Source organism: Streptomyces sp. WM6378 (assembly GCF_001279695.1).
Classification (GTDB): Bacteria; Actinomycetota; Actinomycetes; order Streptomycetales; family Streptomycetaceae; genus Streptomyces.
Window position 1 is genome coordinate 13,484 of the sequence record NZ_LGDD01000357.1, and the last position, 25,802, is coordinate 39,285.

26 protein-coding genes and 3 pseudogenes are annotated in these 25,802 nt (G+C 70.4%); 17 read left to right on the plus strand and 12 right to left on the minus strand.

The window, feature by feature from the left end; all coding sequences use genetic code 11:
- The first annotated feature begins 90 nt into the window (after window positions 1–90).
- Window positions 91–441, plus strand: a complete 351-nt coding sequence (locus ADK54_RS41850; protein WP_053731109.1) for a hypothetical protein — start codon at window positions 91–93, stop codon at window positions 439–441.
- 13 nt (window positions 442–454) lie between these two features.
- Here ADK54_RS41850 and ADK54_RS41855 read toward each other — a convergent pair whose 3' ends face one another.
- From ADK54_RS41855 to ADK54_RS41865, 3 genes are all read right to left on the minus strand, one after another.
- A complete protein-coding gene (locus ADK54_RS41855) occupies window positions 455–700 on the minus strand; it encodes a hypothetical protein (RefSeq protein WP_053731110.1) in 246 nt (81 codons plus the stop codon).
- Between the two features lie 215 nt (window positions 701–915).
- Entirely contained in the window at window positions 916–1,296 is a 381-nt protein-coding gene (locus tag ADK54_RS41860; RefSeq protein ID WP_053731111.1) for a hypothetical protein, read from the minus strand.
- Between the two features lie 463 nt (window positions 1,297–1,759).
- Entirely contained in the window at window positions 1,760–2,335 is a 576-nt protein-coding gene (locus tag ADK54_RS41865) for a TetR/AcrR family transcriptional regulator (protein WP_053731112.1), read from the minus strand.
- Between the two features lie 69 nt (window positions 2,336–2,404).
- On the opposite strand from ADK54_RS41865, the gene ADK54_RS41870 reads away from it, so the two are divergent.
- Both ADK54_RS41870 and ADK54_RS41875 read left to right on the plus strand, forming a co-directional pair.
- Complete coding sequence (locus ADK54_RS41870) at window positions 2,405–2,992, plus strand: dihydrofolate reductase family protein (protein WP_053731113.1); 588 nt, start codon at window positions 2,405–2,407, stop codon at window positions 2,990–2,992.
- 322 nt (window positions 2,993–3,314) lie between these two features.
- On the plus strand, window positions 3,315–4,235 hold the full coding sequence (locus ADK54_RS41875) for a DUF6891 domain-containing protein (RefSeq protein WP_053731114.1): 921 nt from the start codon (window positions 3,315–3,317) through the stop codon (window positions 4,233–4,235).
- 103 nt (window positions 4,236–4,338) lie between these two features.
- Here the strand turns inward: ADK54_RS41875 and ADK54_RS41880 are convergent, their stop codons facing one another.
- A complete protein-coding gene (locus ADK54_RS41880) occupies window positions 4,339–5,277 on the minus strand; it encodes a beta-ketoacyl-ACP synthase III (protein ID WP_053731132.1) in 939 nt (312 codons plus the stop codon).
- A gap of 265 nt (window positions 5,278–5,542) precedes the next feature.
- Between ADK54_RS41880 and ADK54_RS41885 the strand changes: the two genes are divergently transcribed.
- The 9 genes and pseudogenes from ADK54_RS41885 to ADK54_RS41925 all read left to right on the plus strand — a co-directional run bounded on the left by ADK54_RS41885 (window position 5,543) and on the right by ADK54_RS41925 (window position 14,547).
- Window positions 5,543–5,734, plus strand: coding sequence for a hypothetical protein (locus ADK54_RS41885; RefSeq protein WP_053731115.1), 192 nt, complete (start codon window positions 5,543–5,545; stop codon window positions 5,732–5,734).
- Window positions 5,735–5,741: 7 nt separating this feature from the next.
- Window positions 5,742–6,228, plus strand: a pseudogene (locus ADK54_RS48150) (NAD(P)H-dependent oxidoreductase subunit E); the annotation flags it as partial.
- A 280-nt stretch (window positions 6,229–6,508) separates the two neighbouring features.
- Window positions 6,509–6,811: pseudogene (locus ADK54_RS41895) on the plus strand (4Fe-4S binding protein); the annotation flags it as partial.
- 34 nt (window positions 6,812–6,845) lie between these two features.
- Window positions 6,846–7,685: a formate dehydrogenase accessory sulfurtransferase FdhD gene (gene fdhD, locus ADK54_RS41900; RefSeq protein ID WP_053731117.1), complete on the plus strand. Its 840-nt coding sequence runs from the start codon at window positions 6,846–6,848 to the stop codon at window positions 7,683–7,685.
- 86 nt (window positions 7,686–7,771) lie between these two features.
- The gene (locus ADK54_RS41905) at window positions 7,772–8,638 is read left to right on the plus strand and encodes a polysaccharide deacetylase family protein (RefSeq protein WP_053731118.1); all 867 of its coding nucleotides are present in this window, start codon (window positions 7,772–7,774) and stop codon (window positions 8,636–8,638) included.
- 68 nt (window positions 8,639–8,706) lie between these two features.
- The gene (locus ADK54_RS41910) at window positions 8,707–9,810 is read left to right on the plus strand and encodes a glycosyl hydrolase family 18 protein (RefSeq protein ID WP_053731119.1); all 1,104 of its coding nucleotides are present in this window, start codon (window positions 8,707–8,709) and stop codon (window positions 9,808–9,810) included.
- Between the two features lie 110 nt (window positions 9,811–9,920).
- Window positions 9,921–11,540 (plus strand): purple acid phosphatase family protein, encoded by a 1,620-nt coding sequence (locus ADK54_RS41915; protein ID WP_078967067.1) that lies wholly within the window; start codon window positions 9,921–9,923, stop codon window positions 11,538–11,540.
- A 642-nt stretch (window positions 11,541–12,182) separates the two neighbouring features.
- Entirely contained in the window at window positions 12,183–13,841 is a 1,659-nt protein-coding gene (locus ADK54_RS41920; protein ID WP_078967068.1) for a globin domain-containing protein, read from the plus strand.
- Window positions 13,842–13,845: 4 nt separating this feature from the next.
- Complete coding sequence (locus ADK54_RS41925; protein ID WP_234392439.1) at window positions 13,846–14,547, plus strand: pyridoxamine 5'-phosphate oxidase family protein; 702 nt, start codon at window positions 13,846–13,848, stop codon at window positions 14,545–14,547.
- Window positions 14,548–14,596: 49 nt separating this feature from the next.
- Here the strand turns inward: ADK54_RS41925 and ADK54_RS41930 are convergent, their stop codons facing one another.
- The 3 genes from ADK54_RS41930 to ADK54_RS41940 form a co-directional block, all read right to left on the minus strand.
- Complete coding sequence (locus ADK54_RS41930) at window positions 14,597–15,001, minus strand: (2Fe-2S) ferredoxin domain-containing protein (RefSeq protein ID WP_053731122.1); 405 nt, start codon at window positions 14,999–15,001, stop codon at window positions 14,597–14,599.
- A 4-nt stretch (window positions 15,002–15,005) separates the two neighbouring features.
- A complete protein-coding gene (locus ADK54_RS41935) occupies window positions 15,006–15,539 on the minus strand; it encodes an isochorismatase family protein (RefSeq protein ID WP_053731123.1) in 534 nt (177 codons plus the stop codon).
- A 94-nt stretch (window positions 15,540–15,633) separates the two neighbouring features.
- Window positions 15,634–16,041 (minus strand): MarR family winged helix-turn-helix transcriptional regulator, encoded by a 408-nt coding sequence (locus tag ADK54_RS41940; RefSeq protein WP_053731134.1) that lies wholly within the window; start codon window positions 16,039–16,041, stop codon window positions 15,634–15,636.
- Window positions 16,042–16,337: 296 nt separating this feature from the next.
- Here ADK54_RS41940 and ADK54_RS41945 point away from each other — a divergent pair, with 296 nt between their 5' ends.
- Complete coding sequence (locus ADK54_RS41945; RefSeq protein WP_053731124.1) at window positions 16,338–17,270, plus strand: quinone oxidoreductase family protein; 933 nt, start codon at window positions 16,338–16,340, stop codon at window positions 17,268–17,270.
- A 103-nt stretch (window positions 17,271–17,373) separates the two neighbouring features.
- Here the strand turns inward: ADK54_RS41945 and ADK54_RS41950 are convergent, their stop codons facing one another.
- Entirely contained in the window at window positions 17,374–18,588 is a 1,215-nt protein-coding gene (locus ADK54_RS41950; RefSeq protein WP_053731125.1) for an FAD-dependent oxidoreductase, read from the minus strand.
- Window positions 18,585–19,049 carry a hypothetical protein gene (locus ADK54_RS41955; RefSeq protein WP_053731126.1) on the minus strand — a complete coding sequence of 155 codons (465 nt, stop codon included), beginning with the start codon at window positions 19,047–19,049 and terminating at the stop codon, window positions 18,585–18,587. Before ADK54_RS41955 ends, ADK54_RS41950 begins: the two co-directional genes overlap by 4 nt.
- Window positions 19,050–19,153: 104 nt before the next feature.
- On the opposite strand from ADK54_RS41955, the gene ADK54_RS41960 reads away from it, so the two are divergent.
- Window positions 19,154–19,789 carry a PadR family transcriptional regulator gene (locus ADK54_RS41960; protein WP_053731127.1) on the plus strand — a complete coding sequence of 212 codons (636 nt, stop codon included), beginning with the start codon at window positions 19,154–19,156 and terminating at the stop codon, window positions 19,787–19,789.
- A 68-nt stretch (window positions 19,790–19,857) separates the two neighbouring features.
- On the opposite strand, the gene ADK54_RS41965 is transcribed toward ADK54_RS41960, so the two are convergent.
- Window positions 19,858–20,907 carry a bile acid:sodium symporter family protein gene (locus tag ADK54_RS41965; protein WP_053731128.1) on the minus strand — a complete coding sequence of 350 codons (1,050 nt, stop codon included), beginning with the start codon at window positions 20,905–20,907 and terminating at the stop codon, window positions 19,858–19,860.
- 152 nt (window positions 20,908–21,059) lie between these two features.
- On the opposite strand from ADK54_RS41965, the gene ADK54_RS41970 reads away from it, so the two are divergent.
- Window positions 21,060–21,935, plus strand: a complete 876-nt coding sequence (locus ADK54_RS41970; RefSeq protein WP_053731129.1) for a LysR substrate-binding domain-containing protein — start codon at window positions 21,060–21,062, stop codon at window positions 21,933–21,935.
- Between the two features lie 3 nt (window positions 21,936–21,938).
- Here ADK54_RS41970 and ADK54_RS41975 read toward each other — a convergent pair whose 3' ends face one another.
- A complete protein-coding gene (locus ADK54_RS41975; protein ID WP_420717487.1) occupies window positions 21,939–22,523 on the minus strand; it encodes an Lrp/AsnC family transcriptional regulator in 585 nt (194 codons plus the stop codon).
- Here ADK54_RS41975 and ADK54_RS41980 point away from each other — a divergent pair.
- Together ADK54_RS41980 and ADK54_RS41985 are read left to right on the plus strand one after the other, a co-directional pair.
- A pseudogene (locus ADK54_RS41980) lies at window positions 22,417–23,205 on the plus strand (MFS transporter); the annotation flags it as partial. The gene ADK54_RS41975 and the pseudogene ADK54_RS41980 overlap by 107 nt on opposite strands.
- Window positions 23,206–23,518: 313 nt before the next feature.
- Complete coding sequence (locus ADK54_RS41985) at window positions 23,519–25,318, plus strand: AMP-dependent synthetase/ligase (RefSeq protein WP_053731131.1); 1,800 nt, start codon at window positions 23,519–23,521, stop codon at window positions 25,316–25,318.
- A 40-nt stretch (window positions 25,319–25,358) separates the two neighbouring features.
- Here ADK54_RS41985 and ADK54_RS46575 read toward each other — a convergent pair whose 3' ends face one another.
- Window positions 25,359–25,505: a hypothetical protein gene (locus ADK54_RS46575; RefSeq protein WP_159048071.1), complete on the minus strand. Its 147-nt coding sequence runs from the start codon at window positions 25,503–25,505 to the stop codon at window positions 25,359–25,361.
- Window positions 25,506–25,802: the final 297 nt, after the last annotated feature.

Consider the following 25,802-nt stretch of genomic DNA (forward strand, 5'->3'; position numbering starts at 1 on the left):
GTATCCGGCCCGGCAGTTGGGCAGTTGACCTGGGGCGTGGGGCTTCTCTGCCGGGTGGAACTTGGGCGGTCCGCTGATCGTCCTACACACATGCCTTCCACACTTGTTCTCGGTATCGACCCGCACACAGTCCCCGGCATGGACGGCGACGCCATGCGCGCGGTCCTCGACAAGGAGCTGGCCCGCTTCGGCGAGCACGGCATCGACGCGTCCATGGCCCTGATAGCGCTGGACGAGACGGCCGAGTCCACGGTGATCGGCGCGCTGAACGCGCACGCGTGGGACGTCGTCGTCATCGGGGGCGGCATCCGCAAGCCCGAGGCTCTGCTCGTCTTCTTCGAGCTGGTCGTGAACCTGGTCCGCCAGCACGCGCCGGCCGCCGTGATCGCGTTCAACACCAGCGGGGGCGACAGCGTTGAGGCGGCCAAGCGCTGGGTCTGAGCGCGAACCCGCGTCAGGGGCGGGCAGTGCCCGAGTAGAACTCGGCGAGGGTGTAGAACGCTTCCTTCGGCTCCCAGGGCATGCCGGGACAGGCACGCACGGAATCCCCGGGTCGCCCGGTGACGCGTACCGCGTTGCAGCCCAGGTCCCGGGCGATGACGCCCATGTCACGCGCCACGGCGGAGGAATCAAATGTCTTGCGGGTGCTGTCCCCGCTCGGAAACGTCCCCGTGTCGTACTGCACACCCTTGCCGCGCATCGCTGAACCTCCGCGGTTCCGTGGCCCCGGCCGGTGCCGGGGCCGACGGCTCGACCCTGGCTCCTCCAGCGGCCGGAGGGTCAAGGGTGTGACTGGTCGAGATGGATGTCACCAGGAGAACCCTGCGGCCTGAACTTTCAGTTCGCCCTGGTCGCGCCAACTGTCACCGGCTGGTCGGATTTGTTGTCACTTGCCTCGCTCGGTCGCGACGGTTGTCACCAGATCCAAGTCGCTTGCGTGTCGGACTGGCCTCTCTCGTCAACGCCGATCAGATGGGCCGCCTCGGGGCCCATGCGCGAGACGTGGTCCAGCGGGATCGCAAATCGGTGTTCCCCGAGGTCCAGCGCGAGGAGCCGATCCGGAACGAGCTCATAGTCGTCGACGGTCTTGCCGATGTAGTAGCGCATGAGCTCCAGCGATCCCCGTGCAGGGAAGCGCCATCCGCGGCAGCCGTACCGGCCGAAGGGGTTGCTCAGCGCGCGCAAGACCGGTCCGTCGAAGTGCAGCTCGACGTAATCGCGCACGAAGCAGACGGCGCTCACCTCCCGGCCTACAAGCAGCCGGAGGGGGTCGTTCGAGCTGTCGACGGTCTCCACATGATCATGCTGCCAGAGGATCCTGACCTGTCGCCTTCCGGGTGACGGAAGGCGGGGCTCTGACCTGTGAGTCTGCCAGTTGGCTTGAGAATGCGATGCCGCGTCGTTCTCGAACGAGTTGGCCTTCGCGAGCTCAGGCTGCACGGGCAACAGCGCCCCGAGACGGTAGACGCCACCGCGGACGCGCGGTGCCGGCGGGCCGCCCTATGCGGGTGCCGGTTCGCTGGCCTGGGCGGCGGAGATGAACCCGGCCAAGGAGGTGCGGGCCTCCGGTAGTGCGGAGACCGAGCGTGGTGTAGGTGCGAGCGATCCGTCGGTTCGGATCGGCTGGTGTTGCCGGCCCACACAGGGGAGCCCCGCCCTGATGTGATCATCACGTGGCGGCTGCCTGGTGTGGTCACTTCCCGGCTCGCCGGTCGAGCAGCCGTCCGCTGAACGAACAGGACCGTGTTCGCGAGACGGGTTACGGCGTCACGATGCGGTCGACCGCAGCCGTGACGAGCTGTTCACGCTCGGCCTGCGAGAAGACCCCCGGCAGAGTGAGCTGTTCGACGATCAGCCAGTTGAACGCCAGGTAGAGCAGCCGGACGGAGGTCGCGTCGCCGGGCAGGCCGGCGGCTACGTGGTAGGCCACGTTGGCGTCGAGGTCGGCGCGGACTCGCTCGGTCAGCACGGTGCGCAGGTCGGGGCGCCGGGTGGCCTCAAGGCGCAGTTCGAGCAGTGCCAGGTAGCCGGTGCGGAAGGCGCTGATCCGGTCGACCAGTTCGTGCATCAGCATGACGTACGTCTCCCGGTCCGGCGCGCCCGCCTGCTGCCGGGCGATCGTCGCCTCGTCGGGCTGGAGGCGTTCGTAGACCCGGGCGCCCGCCTGGGTGAGCAGGTCGTCGCGGTTGGCGAAGTAGTTGGAGGCGGTACCGACCGGCACGGCGGCCTCGGTGTCCACCGCCCGGAAGGTCAGCCCGCGTGCGCCTTCCCCGGCCAGCACCTCGATCGCGGCATCGATGAGGGCGGCCCGCCGCTCGTCGTTCCTGCGCGCCATTGACACCACTCCAGTCGTAGTACTACGGTTTAACCACTTCAATTAGAGTACTACAGATGAGGTTGTCGCATGCGAAAGCTCGTGTACTACGTCGCCGTCTCCATCGACGGCTACATCGCCGGCCCCGGCGGAGAGTTCGACTTCTACCCGTGCGGCGACGAGAAGCAGGCCGCCTCCTACGCCGAGTGGACCAATGCCCGCTACCCCGAGACCGTCCCCACTTTTATGCGCGCCGCCCGCGGCCTGACGGGCACCCTCAACCAGCGCTTCGACACCGTGCTGATGGGGCTCGGCAGCTACCGCCCCGGCCTGCAGGCGGGCTTCACCAGCCCCTACGCCCACCTGCGCCAGTACGTCGTGTCGAGCACGCTCGCGCCCGACACCGACCCGGCCGTCACCGTGGTCGACAAGGATCCGCAGGCCCTGGTCCGCGATCTCAAGCAGGAGGAAGGCCAGGACATCTGGCTCTGTGGCGGCGGCCTCCTCGCCGGCGCGCTGCTGCCCGAGATCGACGAGCTGATCATCAAGAGCTATCCGGTGGTCGCCGGATCCGGGATCCCGGCATTCAACGGGGAGTTCAACCCCACCCTCTTCAAAGTCACCGACCGCACCTCGTTCGACAACGACATCACGATCACGTGGTTCGCTCGGCGTTGACCAGCCCACGTCCGGTCACTGGAGCTGTCCTTTCTCGGATCATCCTCGCCGCTGTGCGCCCCTGCGACCTGCCCATGAGCAACGGCAGTCGAGACGGCAAGCCGCAGTTCATCGAGAATCCGCCAGATCGGATGAGACGCGGTGGGAATGCGCCACCTACGCGGCGACGGGCCACTCCTGCTCGACCTCCTCAACCGCTCCAGCGAGGGGGCGGCGACAGATGGCGCGACCAGATGACACCCATCTCGACCAATCACAAAGGGCAACCGCCACAAGGCAGGCGCCCCATGGGTTGTCAGTGCCGCGTGCGACAGTGAACGACATGCTTGCGATCACGGTGGAGACGGAGAACGGACAGCGGCACCCCAGGGTCACCGCCGATCAACTGGCTTGCCTTGTCCGGGGGATCGGGGGCGAGGGCGACCGGTTCCTGGTGGTCCAGCGGATTCCCGACCTGCCCGGCGTGTTCATCCAGGTGTGGCACGAGGCGGGCGGCGGCTACACGCTGCAGTACCGCGACGGCGCGCCCGATCGGCACTTCGAGACCATGCTCGACGAACCCGAGCCGGTGATCGCGGCCATGACCGGATGGGCACGGGAGGGGGAGGACTGGCATGCGGGGCTCGACTGGGAGCGGCTGGACTTCGAACCCCCGGCGCCGGCGCCCCCGCTGGAGCTCGACGCCGAGGATCGCGGGCTGCTTGAGGCACGGGTCCGTGAGGTGATCGTGGCCGGCTACGCGACGCGGGATGAGCTGGCAGAGCTGGCCGAGGACTATCTCGTGACGGGCGACTCCCGGCCCGTATCGCCGGAGCAGGCACGGGAGTTGACGGACCGCATGTGGCTGGAGCGCGTGGCGGAACAGGCGGCCTGGGCGGACGAGGAGACGGACCCCGAGCGGATCACCCGGGCGTTCGCCGTCCTGGAGGAGGCCGGACTCACGGCCCGGGAGCACTTCACCTGTTGCCGCTCCTGCGGCCAGTCGGAGATAGGCGGCGCGGGCGCGCCGGACGCCCGCGGCTTCGTCTACTTCCACTCCCAGTCCACCGACGCGGCCGCAGGCGGGCACGGGCTGACGCTGCACTACGGCGGGTTCGACGGCTCGTCCGAGACCACCGCGTCCGTGGGCCGGGAGGCCGTCGCCGCGCTGGAGCGGTGCGGCCTGGCGGTGGAGTGGGACGGCGACCCCGGTCAGGCCATCGACGTCACTCCGCTGGACTGGCGCAAACGCCTCGTCGGCTGAGGCGAGTTGGCGAGGCCCTACCGTGTGACCCGGGCTCGCGCGAGGAGTGCCCGTCGGCCCGCGTACCGGTGGGGCCGGTGTCCGAGCGGGTCTCCCGGGCCCGTCACGGGCAGCGTACGACCTGTCCCGCGTACGAGAGGTTTCCGCCGAAGCCGAAGAGCAGGACCGGGTCGCCGGTACTGATCTCGCCGCGCTCGACGAGCTTGGACAGGGCCATCGGGATGCTGGCCGCCGAGGTGTTCCCGGATTCGACGACATCGCGGGCGATGACGGCGTTGACGGCGCCGATCTTGCGCGCGACGGGTTCGATGATGCGCAGATTGGCCTGGTGCAGCACGACCGCGGCCAGGTCCTCGGGGGTGAGTCCGGCGCGCTCGCACACCTCGCGGGCGATCGGCGGCAGCTGAGTGGTGGCCCAGCGGTAGACGGACTGGCCCTCCTGCGCGAACACCGACGGGGTGCCCTCGATGCGTACCGCATGCCCCATCTCAGGCACCGAACCCCACAGCACCGGGCCGATCAGTGCCTCTTCGCTCGCCTCGACGACCGCGGCGCCGGCTCCGTCGCCGACCAGGACGCAGGTGCTGCGGTCGGTCCAGTCGGTCACCGCCGTCATCTTGTCCGCGCCGATGACCAGCGCGCGCTTGGCGGTACCGGTGCGCACCAGGCTGTCGGCGGTGGCGAGCGCGTGTGTGAACCCGGCGCACACCACGTTGAGGTCCAGCACCGCGGGCGAGCCCATGCCGAGCCGGGCGGCGACCCGGGCGGCCGTGTTCGGCGAGCGGTCGACGGCCGTGGAGGTGGCGACCAGGACCAAGTCGATGTCGGCGGGGCTCAGCCCGGCGCCGGCCAGCGCCTTGGCGCCGGCGTGCGCGGCCAGCTCGTCCACGGGCTCGTCCGGGCCCGCGACATGGCGGGTGCGGATGCCGACCCGGCTGCTGATCCATTCGTCGCTGGTGTCGACCAGCTCGGCGAGGTCGTCATTGGTGAGCACCTTGGCGGGCTGGTAATGCCCGACGGCGACAACGCGCGAGCCTCGCATGCCGGTCATGACGGATCTCCTCGGTACGAGCGTGGACGGTTGATCGGTACGAGCATGGACTGCTGACATCCGGAGCCATCCAGTCTTCGTGGCTACTGATGGGTACAGGGGCGCGAGATCCCACAGGATTCACTGCCGCACCTTTGGAGCCTTGTGTCAGCGTTTCGCCCGAGCAGAGCCCGAGCCGAGTGCGTCAGGCGCCTTGACCCCTCCGAAAGGCATACTGTAGACAATATTCTGTCGACGAAACCGGATCCGGGTCCCGGTGCCAGGCCTCCGCACCGACCCCCGGTCACACCCGCCGCCCCTGCGCCAGGAGAGCCACCCTGGAAACCACGCCGACGGCCTTCACAACCAGCTGGCCATCGAGGCGAACTGCCCGATCGCCGGGACGGCGGAGTTCAAGGCGTCGGCGGTCCGGGTGGAGAAGCCGACCGTCGCGGCCGTGAGGAGCTGACCGTTCCGTGGACCTGCACTTCAAGGACACCAAGCCGACGGACGAGGAACGCGCCGCCGTGGACGCGGTGTTGGGGCCGCCCTCCTCGACGTGGGAGGGCGCGGACGTCCGATCGGACGCGGAGCTGCGCTGGGCGCGCGGCGGCGAGGAGGCCCGCGACCGCCGGGACCTGCTCCTGCCTGCGCTGCACGCGGTCAACGACCGGGTGGGTTGGCTGAGTGAGAGCGCTCTCGACTACATCTTCATCTTCCGCCGCCTGACGGTGCCGCCGGCGGAGGCGTACGGGGTGGCGACGTTCTACTCCCTCTTCTCGGTAAAGCCGCGCCCTGCGACGGTGCTGTACGTGTGCACGGACCTGACGTGCGCGGCGAAGGGCTCGGCGGACCTGTGCGACGCCCTGGCGGACGCCCCGTCCGCCTCCTGGGAACGCAGCCCGTGCCTGAGCCTGTGCGAACGCGCCCCGGCGGCACTGCTACGAAGAGCGGGCCCGCCCGCACCGAGCACCCCGGGGGCGCCGTCCCCGGACCCCCAGTCGCGCCTTGAGGGCGCTCGTCCTCAATCGCCGGACGGGCTGGGTATGCCTGGCGGGCACCCTGCCAAGATCGCCCCTGCCAGGGGCGCGGGGAACTGCGCGACCAGCCACCCACGGTCCCCAGCCGAACAAGTCGAAGCCGCCCCTCACCCCCGGAGGCCACGCGGCGGAGCCGCTCATGTCACTGCGGGAAGGGACGGGGTGGGGAATGACTCGGCACACCGGCTCGCAGCCGTCCTCGCCCCCGCCACCCCCGCGCGTGCGTCTACTGCGGGAACTGCATCGAGGTCTGCCCGACGGGAGCGCTCTCCTTCAAGTCCGAGTACGACATGCGGGCGGCGGGCACCTGGGACGAGGCGGCGCAGACGGAGACGACCACGGTGTGCGCCTACTGCGGCGCCGGCTGCAACCCCACCCTCCGCGTGCAGGACAATGAGATCGTCAAGGTCACCTCGCCGCACGACAACCCGGTGACCCACGGCAACCTGTGCATCAAGGGACGCTCCGGCTTCCAGCACGTACAGACACGAGACTGGCCAGACTGACGATAGCGACCAGAGCGATCGAGGGACTGAGGACATGGGACGGGTCACCGAGCGCCGCCGCGTCATCCGCATCCGGGACGGGGTGGTCTCGGCCCGCCCGGACACCCTGGTCGCCGAGGAGCCACTGGAGATCCGCCTGGGCGGCAAACCGCTCGCGATCACGATGCGCACGCCGGGCGACGACTTCGCGCTCGCGGCCGGGTTCCTGGTCAGCGAGGGGGTGCTCGGCGCCGCGTCCGAGCTGCAGTCGATCGTGTACTGCGCGGGCGCGACGGCGGACGGGCACAACACCTACAACGTGGTCGACGTGAAGCTGGCGCCGGGCGTCGTGGTGCCCGACATCACCCTCGAACGCAACGTGTACACGACGTCGTCGTGCGGCCTGTGCGGCAAGGCCAGCCTGGACGCCGTCCGTACGCAGGCCCGCTTCCCTATCGCCGACACTCCCCCGGTCCGTGTCGAGCCCGAACTGCTCGCGAGCCTCCCCGACCGGCTGCGCGCGTCGCAGCGGGTCTTCGAGCGGACCGGGGGTCTGCACGCGGCGGCGCTGTTCTCACCCGAGGGCGAACTGCTCGACATACGTGAGGACGTGGGCCGTCACAACGCGGTCGACAAGCTGGTCGGCCGCGCCCTCCAGGACGACCGGCTTCCGCTGTCCCGCTGCATCCTGCTGGTGTCGGGCCGGGCCTCCTTCGAGCTCGCCCAGAAGGCGGTCATGGCGGGCATCCCGGTGCTCGCCGCGGTCTCCGCGCCGTCCTCGCTCGCCGTCGACCTGGCCGCCGAGTCGGGTCTCACCCTGGTGGGCTTCCTGCGCGGCAGTTCCATGAACGTGTACGCGGGCGACGAGCGCATCACCCTGCGCTCGGGCGTCTGAGAGCCTGTGTCCAAACCCCGCCCGGGCCCCGCTTAGGCTGATCAAGTGCGGCGAGCAGCGCTGCCTCGATCGGAGAAAGCGGCGCGATGAACGTGAGTCGGCGTACGGTCCTTGCGGTGGCGACGGGTGGACTCCTCACCGGCTGCTCAGGACCGGCGAAGCCCGCCCCGGCCGCCCCCGCTCCCACTCCCCCGCCCTCCTCATCGGCAACGGGTTCACCTGCGCCCTCCGCACCACCGGCCGGGCCGACCAGGGCCGAGATCGTCGCCCGGTACGGCAGACACACACCCACCAGCTGGGGGCTGACCGTGCCGGGAGCGCTCTCCCGGCTGCCGGCCGGCGGGAAGACGGCCGCGCTGACCTTCGACGCGTGCGGCGGCAAAGGCGGCAACGCGTACGACAGCGCGCTCATCGAGTTCCTGCGCGGGCGCTCAGTCCCCGCGACGCTGTTCATCAACTCCCGCTGGATCGACGAGAACCCGTCGGTCTTCAAGGAACTCGCCGCCGACCCGCTCTTCGAGATAGCCAACCACGGCACCCGCCACCTCCCGCTCTCCGTCTCCGGACGCTCCGCCTACCGGATACCCGGCACACGGAACGCGGGCGAGGTCTTCGACGAGGTCTCGGGCAACCGCGCCAAACTCACCGGCCTGCTCGGCCGCCCGCCGCGCTTCTTCCGCTCCGGTACGGCCTACTGCGACGACGTGGCCGCCAGGATCGTCACCGATCTCGGGGAGCGGTTCGCGAGCTTCGACGTCAACAGTGACGGCGGGGCGACGTTCACGCCCGCACAGGTACATCAGGCCATGCAAGGCGTACGTCCGGGCTCGGTCGTCATAGGGCACATGAACCATCCGCACGGCGGCACCGCACGCGGAATCAGCGGCGCTGTGCCTCAACTCCTCGACACCGGCTACGAGTTCATGCGTCTGTCAGACGTCGTCAAAGCCTGAACAAGGCCTGAACACGGATCCACCAGGCTCCCGGAGCGGGGGTCCCCGACTCCCTGCAGGAAGGCACCATGCGCAGAGTCCCCGCGGCTTCGATCGCGACCGCCCTCACGACCGCGTTTCTGCTCGCCGGCTGTACGCCGACGAGCACCACTGCGGCGGGCGGGCCCTCGCCGAAGGTCTCCGCGACCGGGCCGGGGAGCGGGCGGGCCGGGGTGCAGCTGCAGTCCTGGCTCTTTCCCGGCTCACCCGGTGAGCCGCAGTGCGCCGGCCAGGCGGAGTACCGCGACGACCGGCTCAGGAGCGGCGCCCTCAAGCCCGAGTACTGGAAGGTCCAGCCGGACGGAGAAGTGCTGCTTGAGACCACCGCCCAGGGATTGTGCAACGCCTACAGCACGGCGGACGTCGGGGACCTCAAGGCACACTCCGCACAGCAGTACCCGACCCTGTCGGGCATGACCACCCTGGAGGTGCACGCGCTCGTGAGCAGCGCCACCCGGCGCACACAGGCGGTACGCCAACTCACCGATCTGGTGAGGACCGAGGAACTTACGGGTGTCGATGTGGACCTGGAGGACTTCTGGTCCTGGAGTTCCACCGACTTCACCGACTACCTCACCTTCCTGAGCCAGCTCGCGGACTCCCTGCACAAGGCCGGCAAGCGTCTCCAGGTCGACGCGCCCCCGATGACACAGGACGAGAGCTGGTACGACTACGTCCGGGTGGTCCGTGCGGGAGCCGACGAGCTCGTGATCATGGCGTACGACGAGGAGTTCGATTCCCCGCCCGGCGGCACCCCTGTGCCCGTCGCCCGCTATAAGTGGTTGCAACAGATCGTGCGTTACGCCCAGACCAAGGTGCCCGATCCCAACCGCCTCGTCATCGCGCTGCCCTCCTACGGCTACAGCGCACCCGCCGCATTCGACAGGGACAAGGTGACGGGCAGCATCCCGTTCAGTGTGATGCGCACCCAGCCCGGCTGGTCCGGCGACCCCGCCGCGGTCGAGCGGCGCCGCGACCCGGACTCCGGCGAGATTCGCTGGACTTCGGACGGCATGCTGTACGACTACGTGGACAGCATCGCCCTGAACCGCAAACTCGACACGATCACCGCCCTCGGCGTCACCAAAGTGTCCGTGTGGGCGCTGGGCGGCAACCCCTGGTTCAGTCACTGACCGGCTCAGGAGCCCTACGAACAGAACACTGCGCTCGCCGAACCGCGGCGCCACTCTGCACGTCACCTAAGGTGCAGATGGTCAACTTCCCTCCACCAAAAGGGTGTTACATGCCGATCGCGCGCAGATCAGTACTGACCGGTTCGACGGCGGCCGCGGCCGCCACCGCTCTCGGCGCCGCGGGGCGCGCCGAAGCCGCCGGCCAGTCGGAGCCCGCACCGCTCCCCTTGCTTCAGCGCACTCCGGGCCGCATCGGCTCGCCCGGCGTGGCCGGACTGCACCTCCAGTTCGGCGCGGACCCCGCCACCGAGATGACCGTGTCCTGGATCAGCCCCCAGTCCGTGCGCCGCCCGCACGTGCGCCTCGGCTCCCCCGACGCCGGCACCGGCCGGGTGGTCGATGCCGAGACCCGCACGTACCGCGACGGGCTCTCCCACGAAGAGGTGTACGTCCACCACGCCCGCCTCACCCGGCTGCGGCCGGGCACCACCTACCTGTATGCGGCCGGGCACGACGGCGCCGCACCGGAGACCGGGTCGTTCACGACGGCACCGCGCGGGCGCACCGCATTCACCTTCACCAGCTTCGGCGACCAAGGCGCGCCCAATCTGCGCCGGGCCGTCAAGTGGCCGACGGGCGGGGCCCCTTCGCCCTCGGGACGCTTCCCGCTCTACACCAGCAGTCAGGCCGGCACCGCGGCCTCCGCCGACATCGTGGCCGCGGTGGAACGGGTCGAGCCACTGTTCAACCTGGTCAACGGCGACCTGTGCTACGCCTCCGCGGCCGGCGTCTTCGGCCAGAACCGCGTGGCGACATGGGCGGACTGGTTCATCGGCAACAGCCGCTCGACGCGGCTGCGTCCGTGGATGCCCTGCGTCGGCAACGGCGAGAACGAGCGGGGCAACGGCCCCCTGGGGGTAACCGGTTACCAGACCTACTTCACGCTGCCCGGCTCGACGGCCTCCGCCGAGCCGGAGACCGAGGGCCTGTGGTACGGCTTCACGGTCGGCGCGGTCCGGTTCCTCAGCCTGGCCAACGACGACGTGGCGATCCAGGACTCCGGCGACACGTATGTGCGGGGGTACTCGGGCGGGGCTCAACTGCGTTGGCTGGAACGGGAGTTGAGGGCGGCACGCGCGGACGCCGGCATCGACTGGATCGTCGTCTTCATGCACCATCCGATGATCTCCAGCAGCCGCAGCGGAAGCGGCAGTGACCTCGGGATCCGGGAGGCGTGGGGCCCGCTCTTCGACGCCTACGGGGTCGACCTGGTACTCAGCGGCCACGAGCACTACTACGAACGCTCGCTGCCCGTGCGCGGCACCCTGCCCAACGAGGCCCGCACCCCGGTCCCGGTCTCCACGAGCACCGATGTGGCGGACACCGCCAAGGGGACCGTCCACATGATCATCGGGAACGGCGGCAACTTCGCGACCACCCAGGACGACCTGTTCGAGGAGCCCAAGGGGCGCGTCGTGGTCGATCTGAGCAAGGAGACCGAGGGCCGCCACCGCAAGCCTGTCTTCATCACCGAGGACGCTCCCTGGCGCGCCGTCCAGGACCGTGTCCACACCCACGGTCTCGCCGCCTTCGATGTCGACCCGGGAGACACCCGCACCGGCCGTACCCGTATGCGGGTCACGTACTACACCTTCGACGGCCCCTACGGAGACCTGACCCCCGTGGACACCTTCACCCTGGAACGACCCCGCGGGGACGTCCGACGCTGAGTCCACGCGGGGACGTTCGACGCCGAGCGAACGAGGGGTCCGGGCCGCGACCGGGAGACGCGGCCCGGGGCGGGCGGCGGGCGGCCGTCGTCCGCCCCACGCATCGTCGCGCGGCATCGACCGGGACCCGTCCACCGCGCTCCAGGAATGCAAGGAAATCCCTGGCCGCCTGGGCGAATTGCCCCGGGTCCCAGGGATTTGCCCGCGCACTGCTTTGTATTCCCGTCCTGCCATGGGGCCGAATATGGGACATGTGCGACCCGGTTCGATTTCTGCATGCCTGAGTGGAGTGTCCGCGCACCAGGGGTTGCGGTTTCAACTGCTGCCGGTATGGTCTAGTCCGACTCAGAGGAATGACCAACTCCGCAGTCCCGAAAGAAAGGTGGGGAAGCCCACGAATCGTGCGGCAGGGTGCCGCGAAGCCGGATTTCCCGGCCGTGTGCCGACACGGTGAGCCCTGTCGGCAGGCCTGGAACGGGAGCCCGACACCCACCACCTGACGTAGCTTTTGTCCACTTTGGGAGATTTTGCTGGCGCGGCGAAGGCTGTTCCAGAATTCAAAGACAGCTCAAGGCAATTCCGAATTCCTTCCGCATCACGGAATGCGAAGACGACCGAAAGACGTGCGAGGCGAGGCAGATCATGGACGCTCCCACGACGACGGGCGACAACGGCTCTTCCGGCGGCAGCAATGGTGAGCGGGGTTGGTTCACCCCGCCGAACAAGTCCTCTGCCAGTCCCAGCGGGTTGCGGCAGGATGAACGCGATGGTGATGCGGGCAGTACCGTTCATGTCGATACGCAGAACGGCAAACCCCGCAGCGTGCCGAATCCCGTTCGCCCGGTCGGGAACGCGGCAGAGCGAATACGCAGACCGGCGCCGCCCGAGCCGGCTCCCCCTTCCCGCCGCGAAGACGGCCCGAGGCACGGAGGGAACCACGCTCCCGCTCGGGATGGGGCGACGGCCGACGAAGCCGGGCCCCCGCCCAACGAGGCCGAGCCCACGGACGCGAGCTCGGACCCCGCTTCCGGCAGCTGGCCCGCCGCGGCGCTTCACCACACACCTTCACTGGCCGCGTCGGACTCACCGGAGCCCGACCCCGAAGCCGACCCCGAAGTCGGCGCCCAAGCCGGGCCCGAAGCCGACACCGTCCCAAGGGCGGCCTCCCCCACCGCCGTCCTCATCCGGCGCACCATGGCGGAGATCGAGCCGGTGGCCGACAAGGTCACGTCGTACTTCTACGCGCTGCTCTTCGTCCGGCACCCCGATCTGCGCGCCCTCTTCCCCGTCGCCATGGACACCCAGCGCGACCGCCTCTTCAAGGCCCTGCTGACGGCGGCCGAGCACGTCGACGACGCGGACACCCTCGGCGACTACCTGTCCCACCTCGGCCGCGGCCACCGCAAGTACGGCACCCGGCCCGAGCACTATCCGGCCGTCGGAGAGTGCCTCATTGGCGCGCTCACCCGCTACGCACCCGACACCTGGAACGCGGACGCCGAAGCGGCCTGGATTCAGGCCTACACCGCCATCTCGCAGATCATGATCGATGCGGCCGCCGCGGACGAGGCCCTCTCTCCCGCCTGGTGGCACGCCGAGGTCGTCTCCCACGAGCTGCGCACCCCCGACATCGCGGTCGTGACCGTACGCCCCGACCAGCCCTACCCCTTCCTCGCCGGGCAGTACACGACCCTGGAAACCCCCTGGTGGCCCCGGGTGTGGCGGCACTACTCGTTCGCGTCGGCCCCTCGCTCCGACGGCCTGCTCTCCTTCCACGTCAAGGCGGTTCCGGCCGGCTGGGTCTCCGGAGCCCTCGTGCGCCGCGCCCGCCCCGGCGATGTGATCCGCCTCGGCCCCCCGGCCGGTTCCATGACCGTGGACCACACCACTGACAACGGCCTGCTGTGCCTGGGCGGCGGCACCGGCATCGCCCCGATCAGGGCGCTGGTCGAGGACGTCGCCGAGCACGGCCGCCGTCGCCTCGTGGACGTCTTCTACGGGGCTCGCAGCGGAAGCGACCTGTACGACATCGACCCGCTGCTGACCCTGGCGCGGAGGCACCCGTGGCTGTCGGTGCGCCCGGTCGTCGCGACCGGCCCGGCGGGCGGCGAGGCGAACAGCATCAGCGGTCAACTACCGGACGCGGTAAGGCGGTACGGGCCGTGGCGGGCGTACGACGCGTACCTGTCGGGACCGGCGGCAATGGTTCGCAGCGGGGTGGACGCGCTGGTGGGAGCCGGCATGCCGTCGAATCGCATACGGCACGACTTCATCGAAGAGCTCGTCATGGCGGGAGACTGAGGACTTGGCGACAGAGATCGAACACGGCAGGCCCGCCGAGCGTGGAGGGGTGCGGTGCGGCAGCGACGGCGAGCACCTGATGCAGCGTCACCTGGGCACCACCGAGCGGGCCGATCGCTTCTACGACGAGCAGGTCCTCGACCAACTCAACCCGCGCATGCGGGAGTTCATCGCCCGCCAGGAGATGTTCTTCCTGGCCAGCGCCGACCGCCGGGGCGAGTGCGACTCCACCTTCCGGGCCGGCCCGCCCGGCTTCGTCCGGGTCCTTGACGACCGCACCCTGATCTACCCCGAATACCGGGGCAACGGCGTCATGGCCTCCATGGGCAACATCGCGGAGAACCCCCAAGTGGGCATCCTGATGGTCGACTTCACCCGGGACCGCATCGGCCTGCACGTCAACGGCCGGGCCCGCATCCTCCTGGACGAGGAGGTCCGCGCCCACCATCCCGAAATCCCCCCGGACCCGGCCCCCGGCCGCCGCGCCCGCCTATGGGTGGAGGTAACGGTCCAGGAGGCCTACATCCACTGCGCCAAGCACATCCCCCACCTGCAGAAGGTCCCCCCAGAGCAACGCGCGGCCCGCGACTGGGGCACGGACGACTACCGCCGCAAGGGCGGAGACTTCTTCGGCGCGGCGGAACAGCGGCACTCGTCCGAGAGCGCGCGGCGGGCCGACACCGTCCCCACCTCCGAGGGGTACTGACTCGGACTCACTCGTGGCAGCCGGGGAGCAGGGGTGGTTCGGCCCCGCCTCAGCGGGCCCGCTTCCGGGCCTCGGACGGGGGCGGGATCATTTGGAGGGCCAGGGTGGCCGGGGGGTCGGCGAGGCCGGGGCCGCCCTGTTCCGCCCAGGTCAGGATGTCGTCGGTGGCGTCGTCGTCGAGGATCCAGCCGAGCCAGGTCGCGCGGGCGCCACGCTGGCGGGCGCGGGCCGAGGGCTGGACCACGATCACGTTGGCCTGGCCGCAGGGGCCGAGGCAGTCGGTGGTGCGGACGGCGAGCCGGCCGCCGGACTCGGCAGCCGCCGTACGCAGCCGTTCCAGCTGGCGGGCGTGGTCGGTGCCGGGATTCTTACTGGCGTCGCCGCAGCAGCACCCTCGGCACACGACGAGCGTGCAGGGGCGTGAACCGGCCGCGGATATCGAGAACTTGGGCATGTGATCAGCCGAACCCGATGGCGGAGGCGGTGACGACCGTGCCGAGGCGGGGGAAGTTCAGGGCGACCGCGGCCCGGTGTTCGTCCTCGGTCAGCGCGGCCATCGCGTCCTCCGCGAACAGCAGCTCATAGCCGAGGTCGGCGGCGGCGCGGGCCGTCGACTCGACGCCGAGGTTGGTGGCGATGCCGCCGAACACGAGGGTGCTGATGCCGCGTTCCGCGAGCAGTTCGTGCAGGCCCGTCCGGTGGAAGCCGCCGATGGTCCGCTTCACCACGATGAGGTCGTCCTCGGCCGCGAGGCCCGCGACGAGCTCGCTGCCGGGCGGCTGGGCGGGCACCCCGGGGCGTTCGACCCGTACGAGCACGACGGTCGCGCCCGCCGCGCGGAAGGTGTCCGCCAACTCCCTTGCCACGGCGACCACTTGCTCACCGGAACGCGGGGCGAGCGGCAGCGCCGTGATGCGGTCCATCAGATCGACGAGGACGAGCGCGGTGCGCGCGGGGTCGAGGGTGGCGGGCTCGCCTTCGAGTGCGGTCATGGCGGCACCGTACCGGCCCTGATGATCTAGACCGTACGCCGGGGACCTCTTCAGGCCACGGGAAGGGTCGGGAGCGGGCCGGAAGGCGGGGCTCTTACGCCTCGTGCAAGCGGGTCAGGAGCGTCATCAGGCGGCGCGCTTCAGCCGGGGTGAGGGGGGCGAGGAGCTGTGCGTTGGCCGTTTCGGCCACGGCCGCGCAGCGTTCGAGGAGGTCCTGGCCGGTTGGGGTGACCGTGACCGCGTTCTTGCGGCGGTCCCGGGGGTCGGGCTCGCGGACGGTGAGGCCGTCGGCCTGAAGGTCGTTGAGGATGCCGACCAGGTCCTTGGGGTCGACGGCCAGCTTGCGGCCGAGGTCGGCCTGGGCGATCGGGCCGAGTTCGGACACCGCGGCCAGCACCGCGTGGTGCAGCATCTTCACGCCCTGTTCTGCGAGCGCCTCGGCAACCAGGCTCCGGCCGCGCGCCGCGACCCGGCCGATCAGCCAGCTCGGCAGCGACTGGATGTGCTGGAGCGGCGGGAGGGCCGCCTCGGATCCGTCCGCGGCGGGCGCGGGAAGCGCAGCCCCGGCCCCTGCACCTTCGGACTCGGCGGCGTCGGGTGGCGCAAGCGCCGCCTCAAGCCCGCCGTCGTCGGGAACGCCGTCTGCCGACGCCTGGTCGAGAGCGCTCTCAGGCGTCCGAGTCCTACGAGTCATGCGGGCCATGTGCACACCCTAGCCCAAAACATTGGGCTTCCCAACGATTCATTCTACGTCTACCGTTGGGACTCCCAATGAATTCTCGACCCCGGGAGGGTGCCATGCGTCGCGTTCGGTATGAGATCAACGGCGGTCCCGAAGTCCTGTTCGTCGAGGACGTCGCCGCACCTGAGCCCGGGCCGGGCGAACTGCTGGTCGACGTCGAGGCGATCGGGGTGACCCTGCCGGCCGTCCGCAAGGTCCGCGAGGGCAGCGAGCCGGTTCCGCTTGGCGGCGAGGTCGCCGGCACGGTGGCCGCACTCGGCGAGGGCGTCACCGGATTCGCGGTCGGCGACCGGGTGACCGGGCTCTGCTTCTCCTACGGCTATGCCGAACAGGCCGTCCTCCACACGGCGATGACCTCGCACATACCCGCTCACGCCACCTTCGTGGACGCCATCGCCCTGGTCCGCAGCGGCCTGGTGGCGCGCGGCGCCTACGAGTCGGCGCGCCCCGAGCCCGGCGAGGCGGTCCTGGTCACGGCCGCCGCGAGCGCAATCGGCACGATGGCCCTGCAGCTCGCCAGGGCGGGCGGCGCGAAGCGAGTCGTAGCCGCCGTCGGCTCGCCCGAAAAGGCTGACTTCGTAAGGGAGTTGGGGGCTGATGAGGTCGTCCTGTACGGGGACGAGTCCTGGGGCGATCCGGTCGACGTGGTGATCGACGCGGTCGGCGGCGAGCTGCTGACCCCGGCGGTGAGAGCGCTCTCACCCGGCGGACGCCTCGTCGCGTTCAGTTCGGGCGGCGGCACCATCGAGGCGTACGACCTGCTCGTGGGCGGCAAGTCGGTCATCGGCTTCCAGATGGCCGTCATCGCCCGCAACAAGCCCGCCCTGTACGCGTGTTGGCTCGACGAACTGTGGGAGCTGCACGCTGCGGGGAAGCTGCGGACCTCCGTCGCGGCCGAGCTGCCGCTCGCCGATGCGGCCCGGGCCCACGAGCTGATCGAGTCCCGCCGCAACCTCGGGAAGGTGGTGCTGGTCACGAGGCGGGCCTGACGCCGAATGGGCCGCCGGGCGAGAGCGCTCTCACGACTGAAGCGGGCATCCGACAACTGACCAGCCCGAAGCAGTGGTTGACCCGGTGAACGGCACCCCCTAATCACCGGCCGGGGTCGACAGCCCGCTCGTCCCAGTCGATCCGGTACGAGTACTGCCAGGCCATCCGCTTCTCCGGCTTCAGGAGTTTCATCATCGGCGGCATCAGCAGATCCCGTACGACCCGACCGACCGGTCCCGCCGCCTTGTCGTTGTTGATGCGGGCCGTCTCCGCGATGATCCGCTCGACGCGCGGCCGGCGCAGCTTCTCGTACGCCGCGAAAGCCTGCCGGTAGGGCAAGTCCCTTGCACAGCGCGCGAGTTGGACCGCACTCTCGGCGGCGAGCGAGGCGCCCTGGCCGGAGCTGGGCGAGGCGGCGTGCGCGGCGTCGCCGATCAGCACCATCCGGCCCCGGCTCCAGTGCGGCACCTTCAGCATGGCTTCGACCGGCCCGGTGAGGGCGAGCTCCGCGGGGTCGGTGCGGGCCAGCAGCTCCTTGGCGGGCGTGCGGTCCTCGGCCACGAGAGCGCTCAGCTCGGTCAGCCACTTCTCGGCGCCGAGCTCTGCCGCACGGGCCGCGGAGACCGGCTCCGGGCTCGGCAGATTGACGAACCAGCCGCCCGAGGAGTCGTCGAAGACCTGGTAGCCGAAGAACACCCGGCGGCCGTACGTCATGTGCATCCTGCCACCGCTCGACGGGAGCCCGGTGTCCTTCACACCGGCCCCGATGCCGATCAGGCCCGCGTAAGTGGGCCCGGGTGCGGCCGGGTCGATCAGAGTGCGGGTGGTGGAGCGTATGCCGTCCGCGCCGATCAGGATGTCGGCGGTGGCGCTCGATCCGTCGGCGAAGTGCGCGGTGATCGAGTCGCCGGACTCCTCGGCGCTCACGAGCCGCTTGCCGTGGTGGACGCGCACACCACGCCGGCCGGCCTCGTCGTAGAGAGAGACATATAGCTCGGGGCGCCATACGAACTGGCTGGGTTGTGTGTCGGCGAGGGTGCCGAACTCGGCGAGCTGTCTGCCGTTCCAGCTGTGCACGACGATCGCGTGCACCGGGGCGCCGACGGAGCGGACCACGTCACCGGCGCCGATCGCATCGAGCGCGGCGATGCCGTTGGGGGCGATGCTCATGCCCGCGCCGACACCGTCCGACCTGCTGTCGTACGCCTCGTACACATCGGCGTCGATGCCGGCCCTGCGCAGGGCCATCGCGGCGACCGGTCCTGCGATGCCGCCACCGATGACCAGGGCGCTGCGGATGCGGGTTCCCGTACTCATGACCGCTGCCCCTTCGTGGCCTCGTGGGCGCGGCGCATCTCCTGGCGGTGGGCGCGGTCGGTCAGCGCGGCCAGGGTCGCGATGCCGCCGCGGTTGACCCGGATCTCGCCGGAGTCGACACGACCGACCAGCCTGACACGGCGGTTGGCGCTCGCACCCTGCGACGTGGCCGGGCCCTGGGCGTCCTTGACCCTGCCCCGGCCGGTCCAGTTCAGGTCCCAGTGCCCGATGACGGCGTCGGCGTCGACGAGCAGCCTGACCGTCGCGCGGCGCAGGTCGAGGCGGATCTCGATCTCCTCGGGCAGGCGGTCGGAGCGCAGGTCCAGGACGACGAGGCCGGACCGGGCGCGGATCTCGAAGCGGCCCGAGGTGGTCCAGTCACCTATGTGCTTCACAGCTATGTGGTCGGCGTGGATGTGTTCGGCGGGCGCGGTGTGCTTGGCGAGCGAGGTGGCGGTCATGGCCGTGGCCTTCTTCCGATGGGTTCGAGGCTGTCCGACCCTTCGATAGTTGCACCGCAACTAGTATCACGTCAACTAGTTCTGCCGGGAGTATCATCCGGATCATGACGTCGCTCCCCCGCAGCTCCCCGCTCGCCCTGACGGTCCTGGCCCTGCTCCACTACAAGCCGCTGCACCCGTACGGAATCCAGCGGCTGATCAAGGACTGGGGGAAGGAGCAGGTGGTCAACGTCGGCCAGCGCGCGAGCCTCTACCGGACCATCGAGCGCCTGCTGGCCGCCGATCTGATCGCGGTCCGCGAGACCGGACGCGACCAGCAGTACCCCGAGCGGACCGTGTACGAGGTGACCGAGGCGGGGCGCGAGGTGACGCGGGCCTGGCTCGACGAGATGCTGGCGGTACCGAAGGCCGAGTTCCCGCAGTTCCCGGCGGCGCTGTCGCACGCGCTGATGCTGGCCCCGCACGAACTGCTCGACGCGTTGGAGCGCCGGCTGGCCTCCGTCGGCGGCACGCTGAAGGCCCTCGACGCGGGCCTCGCCGCGGAGTCCGAGTCCGGCCTGCCCAGGATCGCGTCACTGGAGAGCGAGTACCTGCGGGCGATCACGGCCGCGGAGGTGAGGTGGCTGCGCGCGATCACCGACGACCTGCGCGAGGGGCGCCTGCCCTGGTCGGCGGAGGACCTGATGGCGTTCGCGGCGCAGCAGGAGAGCGGGGGCGCGGCCCGGAAGGACGACGCCTGACGGACGTGATGAGGCGGACGCGAAACCAGCCGGTCTGCCCGGAACCAAAACCGGAACCGGAACCGGCCCTAGCTTCCGACCCCTACGCCCCGCTCGCGGTCGGCTTCTCCACACACATCGGCCGAGCCCGGTACGGCCTCCGGCAGCACCTCGCGGGCGCGGCGCTTGGCGATCACCGCGCAGACCATCAGCTGAATCTGGTGGAACAGCATCAGCGGCAGCACCGCCAGCGAGGCCTGGGGGCCGAACAGCACGCTCGCCATGGGGAGGCCGGCGGCCAGGCTCTTCTTCGAGCCGGCGAACTGAATCGCGATCCGGTCGCCCCGGCCGAAGCCGAGCCGCTTCGCCCCGTACCAGGTCAGCGCGAGCATCGCGGCCAGCAGCACGGCCTCGACGGCGAGCAGCGCGCCGAGCCTGACCGCGCTCACCTGGTGCCAGATGCCGCGCACCATGCCCTCGCTGAACGCGCTGTAGACGACGAGCAGGATCGAGCCCCGGTCGACGTACCCGAGCACCTTCTTGTTCCGGACGAGGAACCCGCCGACCCAGCGCCGCAGGAACTGCCCGGCCAGGAACGGCACCAGGAGCTGCAGGACGATCTTGAGGAGCGAGTCCGCCGAGAAGCCGCCGCCGCTGTTGCCGAGCAGGCCCGCCGCGAGCAGTGGGGTGAACAGGATTCCCGCGATGCTGGAGAAGGAGCCCGCGCAGATCGCGGCGGGTACGTTGCCGCGGGCCATCGAGGTGAACGCGATCGACGACTGGATCGTGGAGGGCACCAGGCAGAGGAAGAGCAGCCCCTTGTAGAGGTCCGGCGTCAGAACGAACGGGACGAGCCCCCTCGCCGCCAGGCCGAGCAGCGGAAACGCCACGAACGTGCAGGCCAGGACGGTGACATGGAGCCGCCAGTGGCGCAGCCCGTCCATCGCCTCGCTGGTCGAGAGCCGGGCTCCGTACAGGAAGAAGAGGAGCGCGACGGCTCCGGTCGAGGCGCCGCTCGCGACGTGGGCCGCGGCCCCGGAGGCCGGGAGCAGGGCCGCGAGTCCCACCGTGCCGAGCAGCGCCAGTATGTACGGGTCGACCGGCAGCCAGGACGGCAGCTTGGGGGTACGGCGGCTCATGTGCTCCACTCACGGTGCGTTTATGTGTGTCCGGCGTCGTACCGGCCCGGACCATGCCCTCTCGATGGTCCTCCTGTTCCGCCCGATCGGGAATCCCACACACCACTCTCACTGTCATCACGTTCCGCGATGAGCAGCGTTACGGTTGAGGCATGTACGACGCGAACCAGCTGCGGACTTTTCTCGCTGTCGCCCAGACCCTGAACTTCACCCAGGCCGCACGGCGGCTCGGACTGCGGCAGTCGACGGTGAGCCAGCACGTCCGCCGCCTGGAGGACACGGCCGGGCGGCGGCTGTTCAGCCGGGACACGCACAGCGTGCGGCTGACGGAGGACGGCGAGGCGATGCTCGGCTTCGCGCGGACGATCCTGGCCGCGCACGAGCGGGCCGCCAACTACTTCGCCGGGACGCGGTTGCGCGGCCGGCTGCGGTTCGGCGCCTCCGAGGACTTCGTACTGACCCGGCTGCCGGAGATCCTCCAGTCGTTCCGCCGCGACCACCCGGAGGTCGACCTGGAGCTGACCGTCGAGCTGTCCGGGACCCTGCACCGCCGCCTGGAGGCGGGCCGCCTCGACCTGGTGCTGGCCAAGCGGCGGCCCGGCGACAGCCACGGCGAGCTGGTGTGGACGGACGAGCTGTGCTGGATCGGGGCGCCCGGGCTGCGGGTCGACCCGGAGCGGGCGGTGCCGCTGATCCTGTTCCCGCCGCCCGGCATCACCCGGGCGCGAGCGCTCGAAGTCCTTGAGGAACACGGGCGTTCCTGGCGCATCTCCTGTACGAGCGGCAGCCTGAGCGGCCTGATCGCGGCGGCCCGGGCCGGCCTCGGCGTGATGGCCCACACCCGCGGCCTGATCCCGCCCGGCCTGGACCCGCTCCCGGCCCGGGCGGGCCTGCCGGAGCTCGGCGGGGTGGACTTCGTGCTGCTGCACAACCGGCGGGGCTCGGCCGCGCAGGAGGCGGCGGGCGCGCTGGCCTCCGCGATCCTGGCGGGCGGCGACCGGCTGCACGCGGGGCGCGGGACGGGCTGAGCGCTAGCGGGTCGGCGCTGGGAGGCTGAGCTGTTTGATGCGGCGCAGCTTCGTCGTCGTCTCGATGTGCTGGACGCCGTCGAGGGTGCCGAGCCGGCCGCTGAGGTAGGCGTAGAGCTCGGCCGTGCTGCGGGTCAGGACCGTCGCGACCAGGTTGGACGGCCCGGCCGAGGCCGAGACGAAGGCGGCCTCCGGGTGCCGGGCGATGGCTTCGCCGACGCTGTGCAGGGCGGCGGGGGCGGCCGTGATCCACAGTGTGGTGCCGACGGGGAAGCCGATGTGCTCCGGCCGGTACTCGACGTCGATGTACAGCGCGCGCGAGGCGAGCAGTGCGGCGAGCCTGCGTTTGACCGCCGACTCCGAGCGCCCGGCGGCCAGTTGGAGCTCGGGGTAGGTGGCGCGGCCGTCCCGCTCCAGGGCCTGGACGAGGGGCTCGTCCTCCGGTGTGATGCGGGCGGGGACGGCGGGCCGCGACAGGTTGCGCAGGCCCGCTCTGGTGGGTGTGCTGCTCGGCGCCTTCGGTTTCAGCGTGGCGGCGTTCGGTGCCGTCCCGTACCTCTCGATCTGGTTGCAGACCGTGCTCGGCATGAGCCCGCTGCGCGGCAGCCTGGTGTTGCTTCCGCTCGCCGGAACTTCCTTTGTCGTGGCGGCGGTCGGCGGTCGGCTGCTGCACGGGGTGCCGGCCAGGTTCGTGATCGGCGGCGGGCTGCTGCTGGTCGGGATCGGCGGGTTCTGCATGGCGGTCCTGGACGCCGGTTCGGGCTGGCCCGCGTTGATCCCGGGGCTCGCTCTGGTGGGTGTCGGTACGGGTCTGGTGTCGCCGGGGCTCGGCGGTGCGGCCCTTGCCGCGGTCCCGCCGGCCCGGGCCGGGATGGCCGGCGGCGCGGTCAACACGTTCCGCCAGCTCGGGTACGCGCTGGGCGTCGCCGTGCTCGGTACGGTGCTGGCCTCGCGGATGCAGGACACCCTCGGCCCTGCGGCCCACGCCGTGGCGGGCGGCGGTGCCGGGTCACTGCACGACATGGCGTCCGACCACATGGCGTCCAGCCACACAGCGCCCGACCACATGGTGTCCCAGCACATGGTGTCGGAACACATGGTGCGAATCGCTTTCGCGTCCGGCTTGAACATGGTGGCGGTGGTCGCGGGAGCGGCGGGGCTCGTCGCGGGGGTGCTGGTGCTCACGCTCGTACGCGGTCGGCGTGAGCGGCCCAGCCAAGACAGCGGGGACCTGGGGCGGGAGCACATGTCGGTGGCCGAGACGGTGTAGGCGCGGCACGCAGCGGCGGAGCGTGGTCCGGACCAAGCCCTGCGCAGCCGTGGGCTGAGGGTGACCGGAGCGTACAGATTCCGTGGAGATTGCCTTCCGCAGAACCTACCTTTGAGTCAGCAATGCGCCCGAGCGGTCCCCATGTGGGCCCGTTTCGGGCGCTGACCTGTGAAGACGCCGGACGTCTCGACTTGCAGGAGACCCCTGTCACCGAAACTCTCCGTGGGGTACGGTCACCGCGCTGTGCGGAGCGCCACCGGGGGTGGCCACCCCGGAGGGAGGCAGGTCATTGCGCGAGTTCACGGTCCCACCCATGGCGACCGCGCCTCAGGTCGGCGGGCTGGCGGACGCGGTCTTCGACCATGCCCTGGACGACCCGCACCGCGTCGCCCTCTGCCGCAAGGACGAGTCCGGCACGTGGCGGGACGTGACCGCCGCGGCGTTTAGGGACCAAGTGTTCGCGCTGGCCAAGGGGTTGATCGCGGACGGGGTGCGGTTCGGGGACCGGGTCGCCATCATGGCGCGCACCCGGTACGAGTGGACGCTCTTCGACTTCGCACTATGGACGATCGGCGCCCAGCCGGTGCCGATCTATCCGACGTCCTCCGCCGAGCAGGTCTTCTGGATGCTGCACGACTCCGAGGTCACCGCCTGTGTGGTGGAGCACGAGGACCACGTCATGACGATCGGCTCGGTCGTCGACCGTCTCCCCCGCCTCAAGCGCCTGTGGCAACTGGACACCGGGGCACTCGACGAACTCCTCAGGATCGGTGGGTCCATCGACGACGAGGTGGTCAACCGACACCGGCGGGCCGTGACTCCGGAGTCGGTGGCCACCGTCATCTACACCTCGGGCACCACAGGACGCCCCAAAGGGTGTGTGATCACCCACGCCAACTTCATGTTCGAGACGGACATGTTGATCTCCCGCTGGGAGCCGGTGTTCCACTCCCGCCCCGGTGACGAGGCGTCCACGCTGCTGTTCCTGCCGCTGGCCCATGTTTTTGGCCGCATGGTGGAGATCGCCGCGATCCGGGGCCGGGTCAAGCTGGGTCACCAGCCGGCCCTCTCCGCGTCCGCGCTCCTGCCCGACCTGCAGTCCTTCCGGCCGACCTTCATTCTCGCGGTCCCGTACATCTTCGAGAAGGTGTTCAACGCGGCCCGCCGCAGGGCCGAGGCCGACGGGAAGACCGGGCCGTTCGACAAGTCCGTCGACGTCGCGGTCAAGTACGCGGAGGCCGTGGAGCAGAAGGCGTTCGGCCTCGGCCCCGGCCCCTCGGCGGCGCTGCGGATGCAGCACCAGTTCTTCGAGAAAACGGTGTACGGCAAAGTCCGCGACGCGATGGGCGGGCGGGTGCGGCACGCCATGTCGGGCGGCTCCAGCATGGGGCGCCGGCTCGGCCTGTTCTTCGAGGGCGCGGGTGTCACGATCTACGAGGGCTACGGCCTGACCGAGTCGACCGCCGCCGCGACCGCCAATCCCCCCGAGCGCACCCGGTACGGCACGGTCGGGCAGCCCATCCCCGGCACCACCGTGCACATCGCCGACGACGGCGAGGTGTGGATCCACGGCGGGCAGGTGTTCTCCGGCTACCTCAACGAGCCCAAGGCCACCGAGGCCGTGCTCCGGGACGGCTGGCTCGCCACCGGGGACATCGGCGCGCTCGACGAGGACGGTTACCTCACCATCACCGGGCGCAAGAAGGAGATCCTGGTGACGTCGGGCGGCAAGAGTGTGTCGCCGGTAGCCCTGGAGGAACGGGTCCGAGCCCACCCCCTGGTCGCCCAGTGCATCGTGGTCGGCAACGACCGCCCGTACATCGCGGCCCTGGTCACCCTCGACCAGGAGGGCGTGGACCACTGGCTGGCCATGCGCGGCAAGCCCCCGCTCACCCCCTCCGAGCTGGTACGCGACCCGGACCTGGAGATGGAGGTGCGCCGCGCGGTGGTGGCCGCCAACACCCTGGTCTCCCAGGCGGAGTCGATCCGCACGTTCCGGATACTGGCCCACCAGTTCACCGAGGAACACGGTCTCCTCACCCCCTCGCTGAAGCTGAAGCGCCGGGCGATCGAGGACGCGTACGAGGTCGAGGTGGACGCGCTCTATCGGTGAGGGGGGCACGCGACCGGGGTGCGGTCGGGCACACTCGCCGCTACAGAATGCCGATGTTGGTGAGCGGGATGTTCCAGTCGTTGCTCTCGGCATGGCGGCCGGGTCCGTCCTGAGCCGCGGCCGGTACGGCGAACAGCATCAGTGCGGCGACGACAACGGCCAAGACCGCGATGACATGACGCTTCACAGTTTCTCCTCGACGACGGCAGTACCGACCCACGCTGCTCCGAGCCGGGGCATGAGCACTGCATGCCCCGACGCGGACGCGAAGCGGGGCATGCAGCAACTGCCGAAACCGGCATACATACCGGGAGTCGCCCTTGGGGCGTGGTGCAGTTGGGTCTATTGCATGCCGCCATATGTGGCCACGGCGTTGGCCTGCGAGCTGGCCACAGCGGTGCCGCCCCCATAGGCCACGGCGTTGGCCTGCGAGTTGGCGACCGCGACGGCCCGCGGATAGACGGGGGCGGGTGCAGGGGCGGGG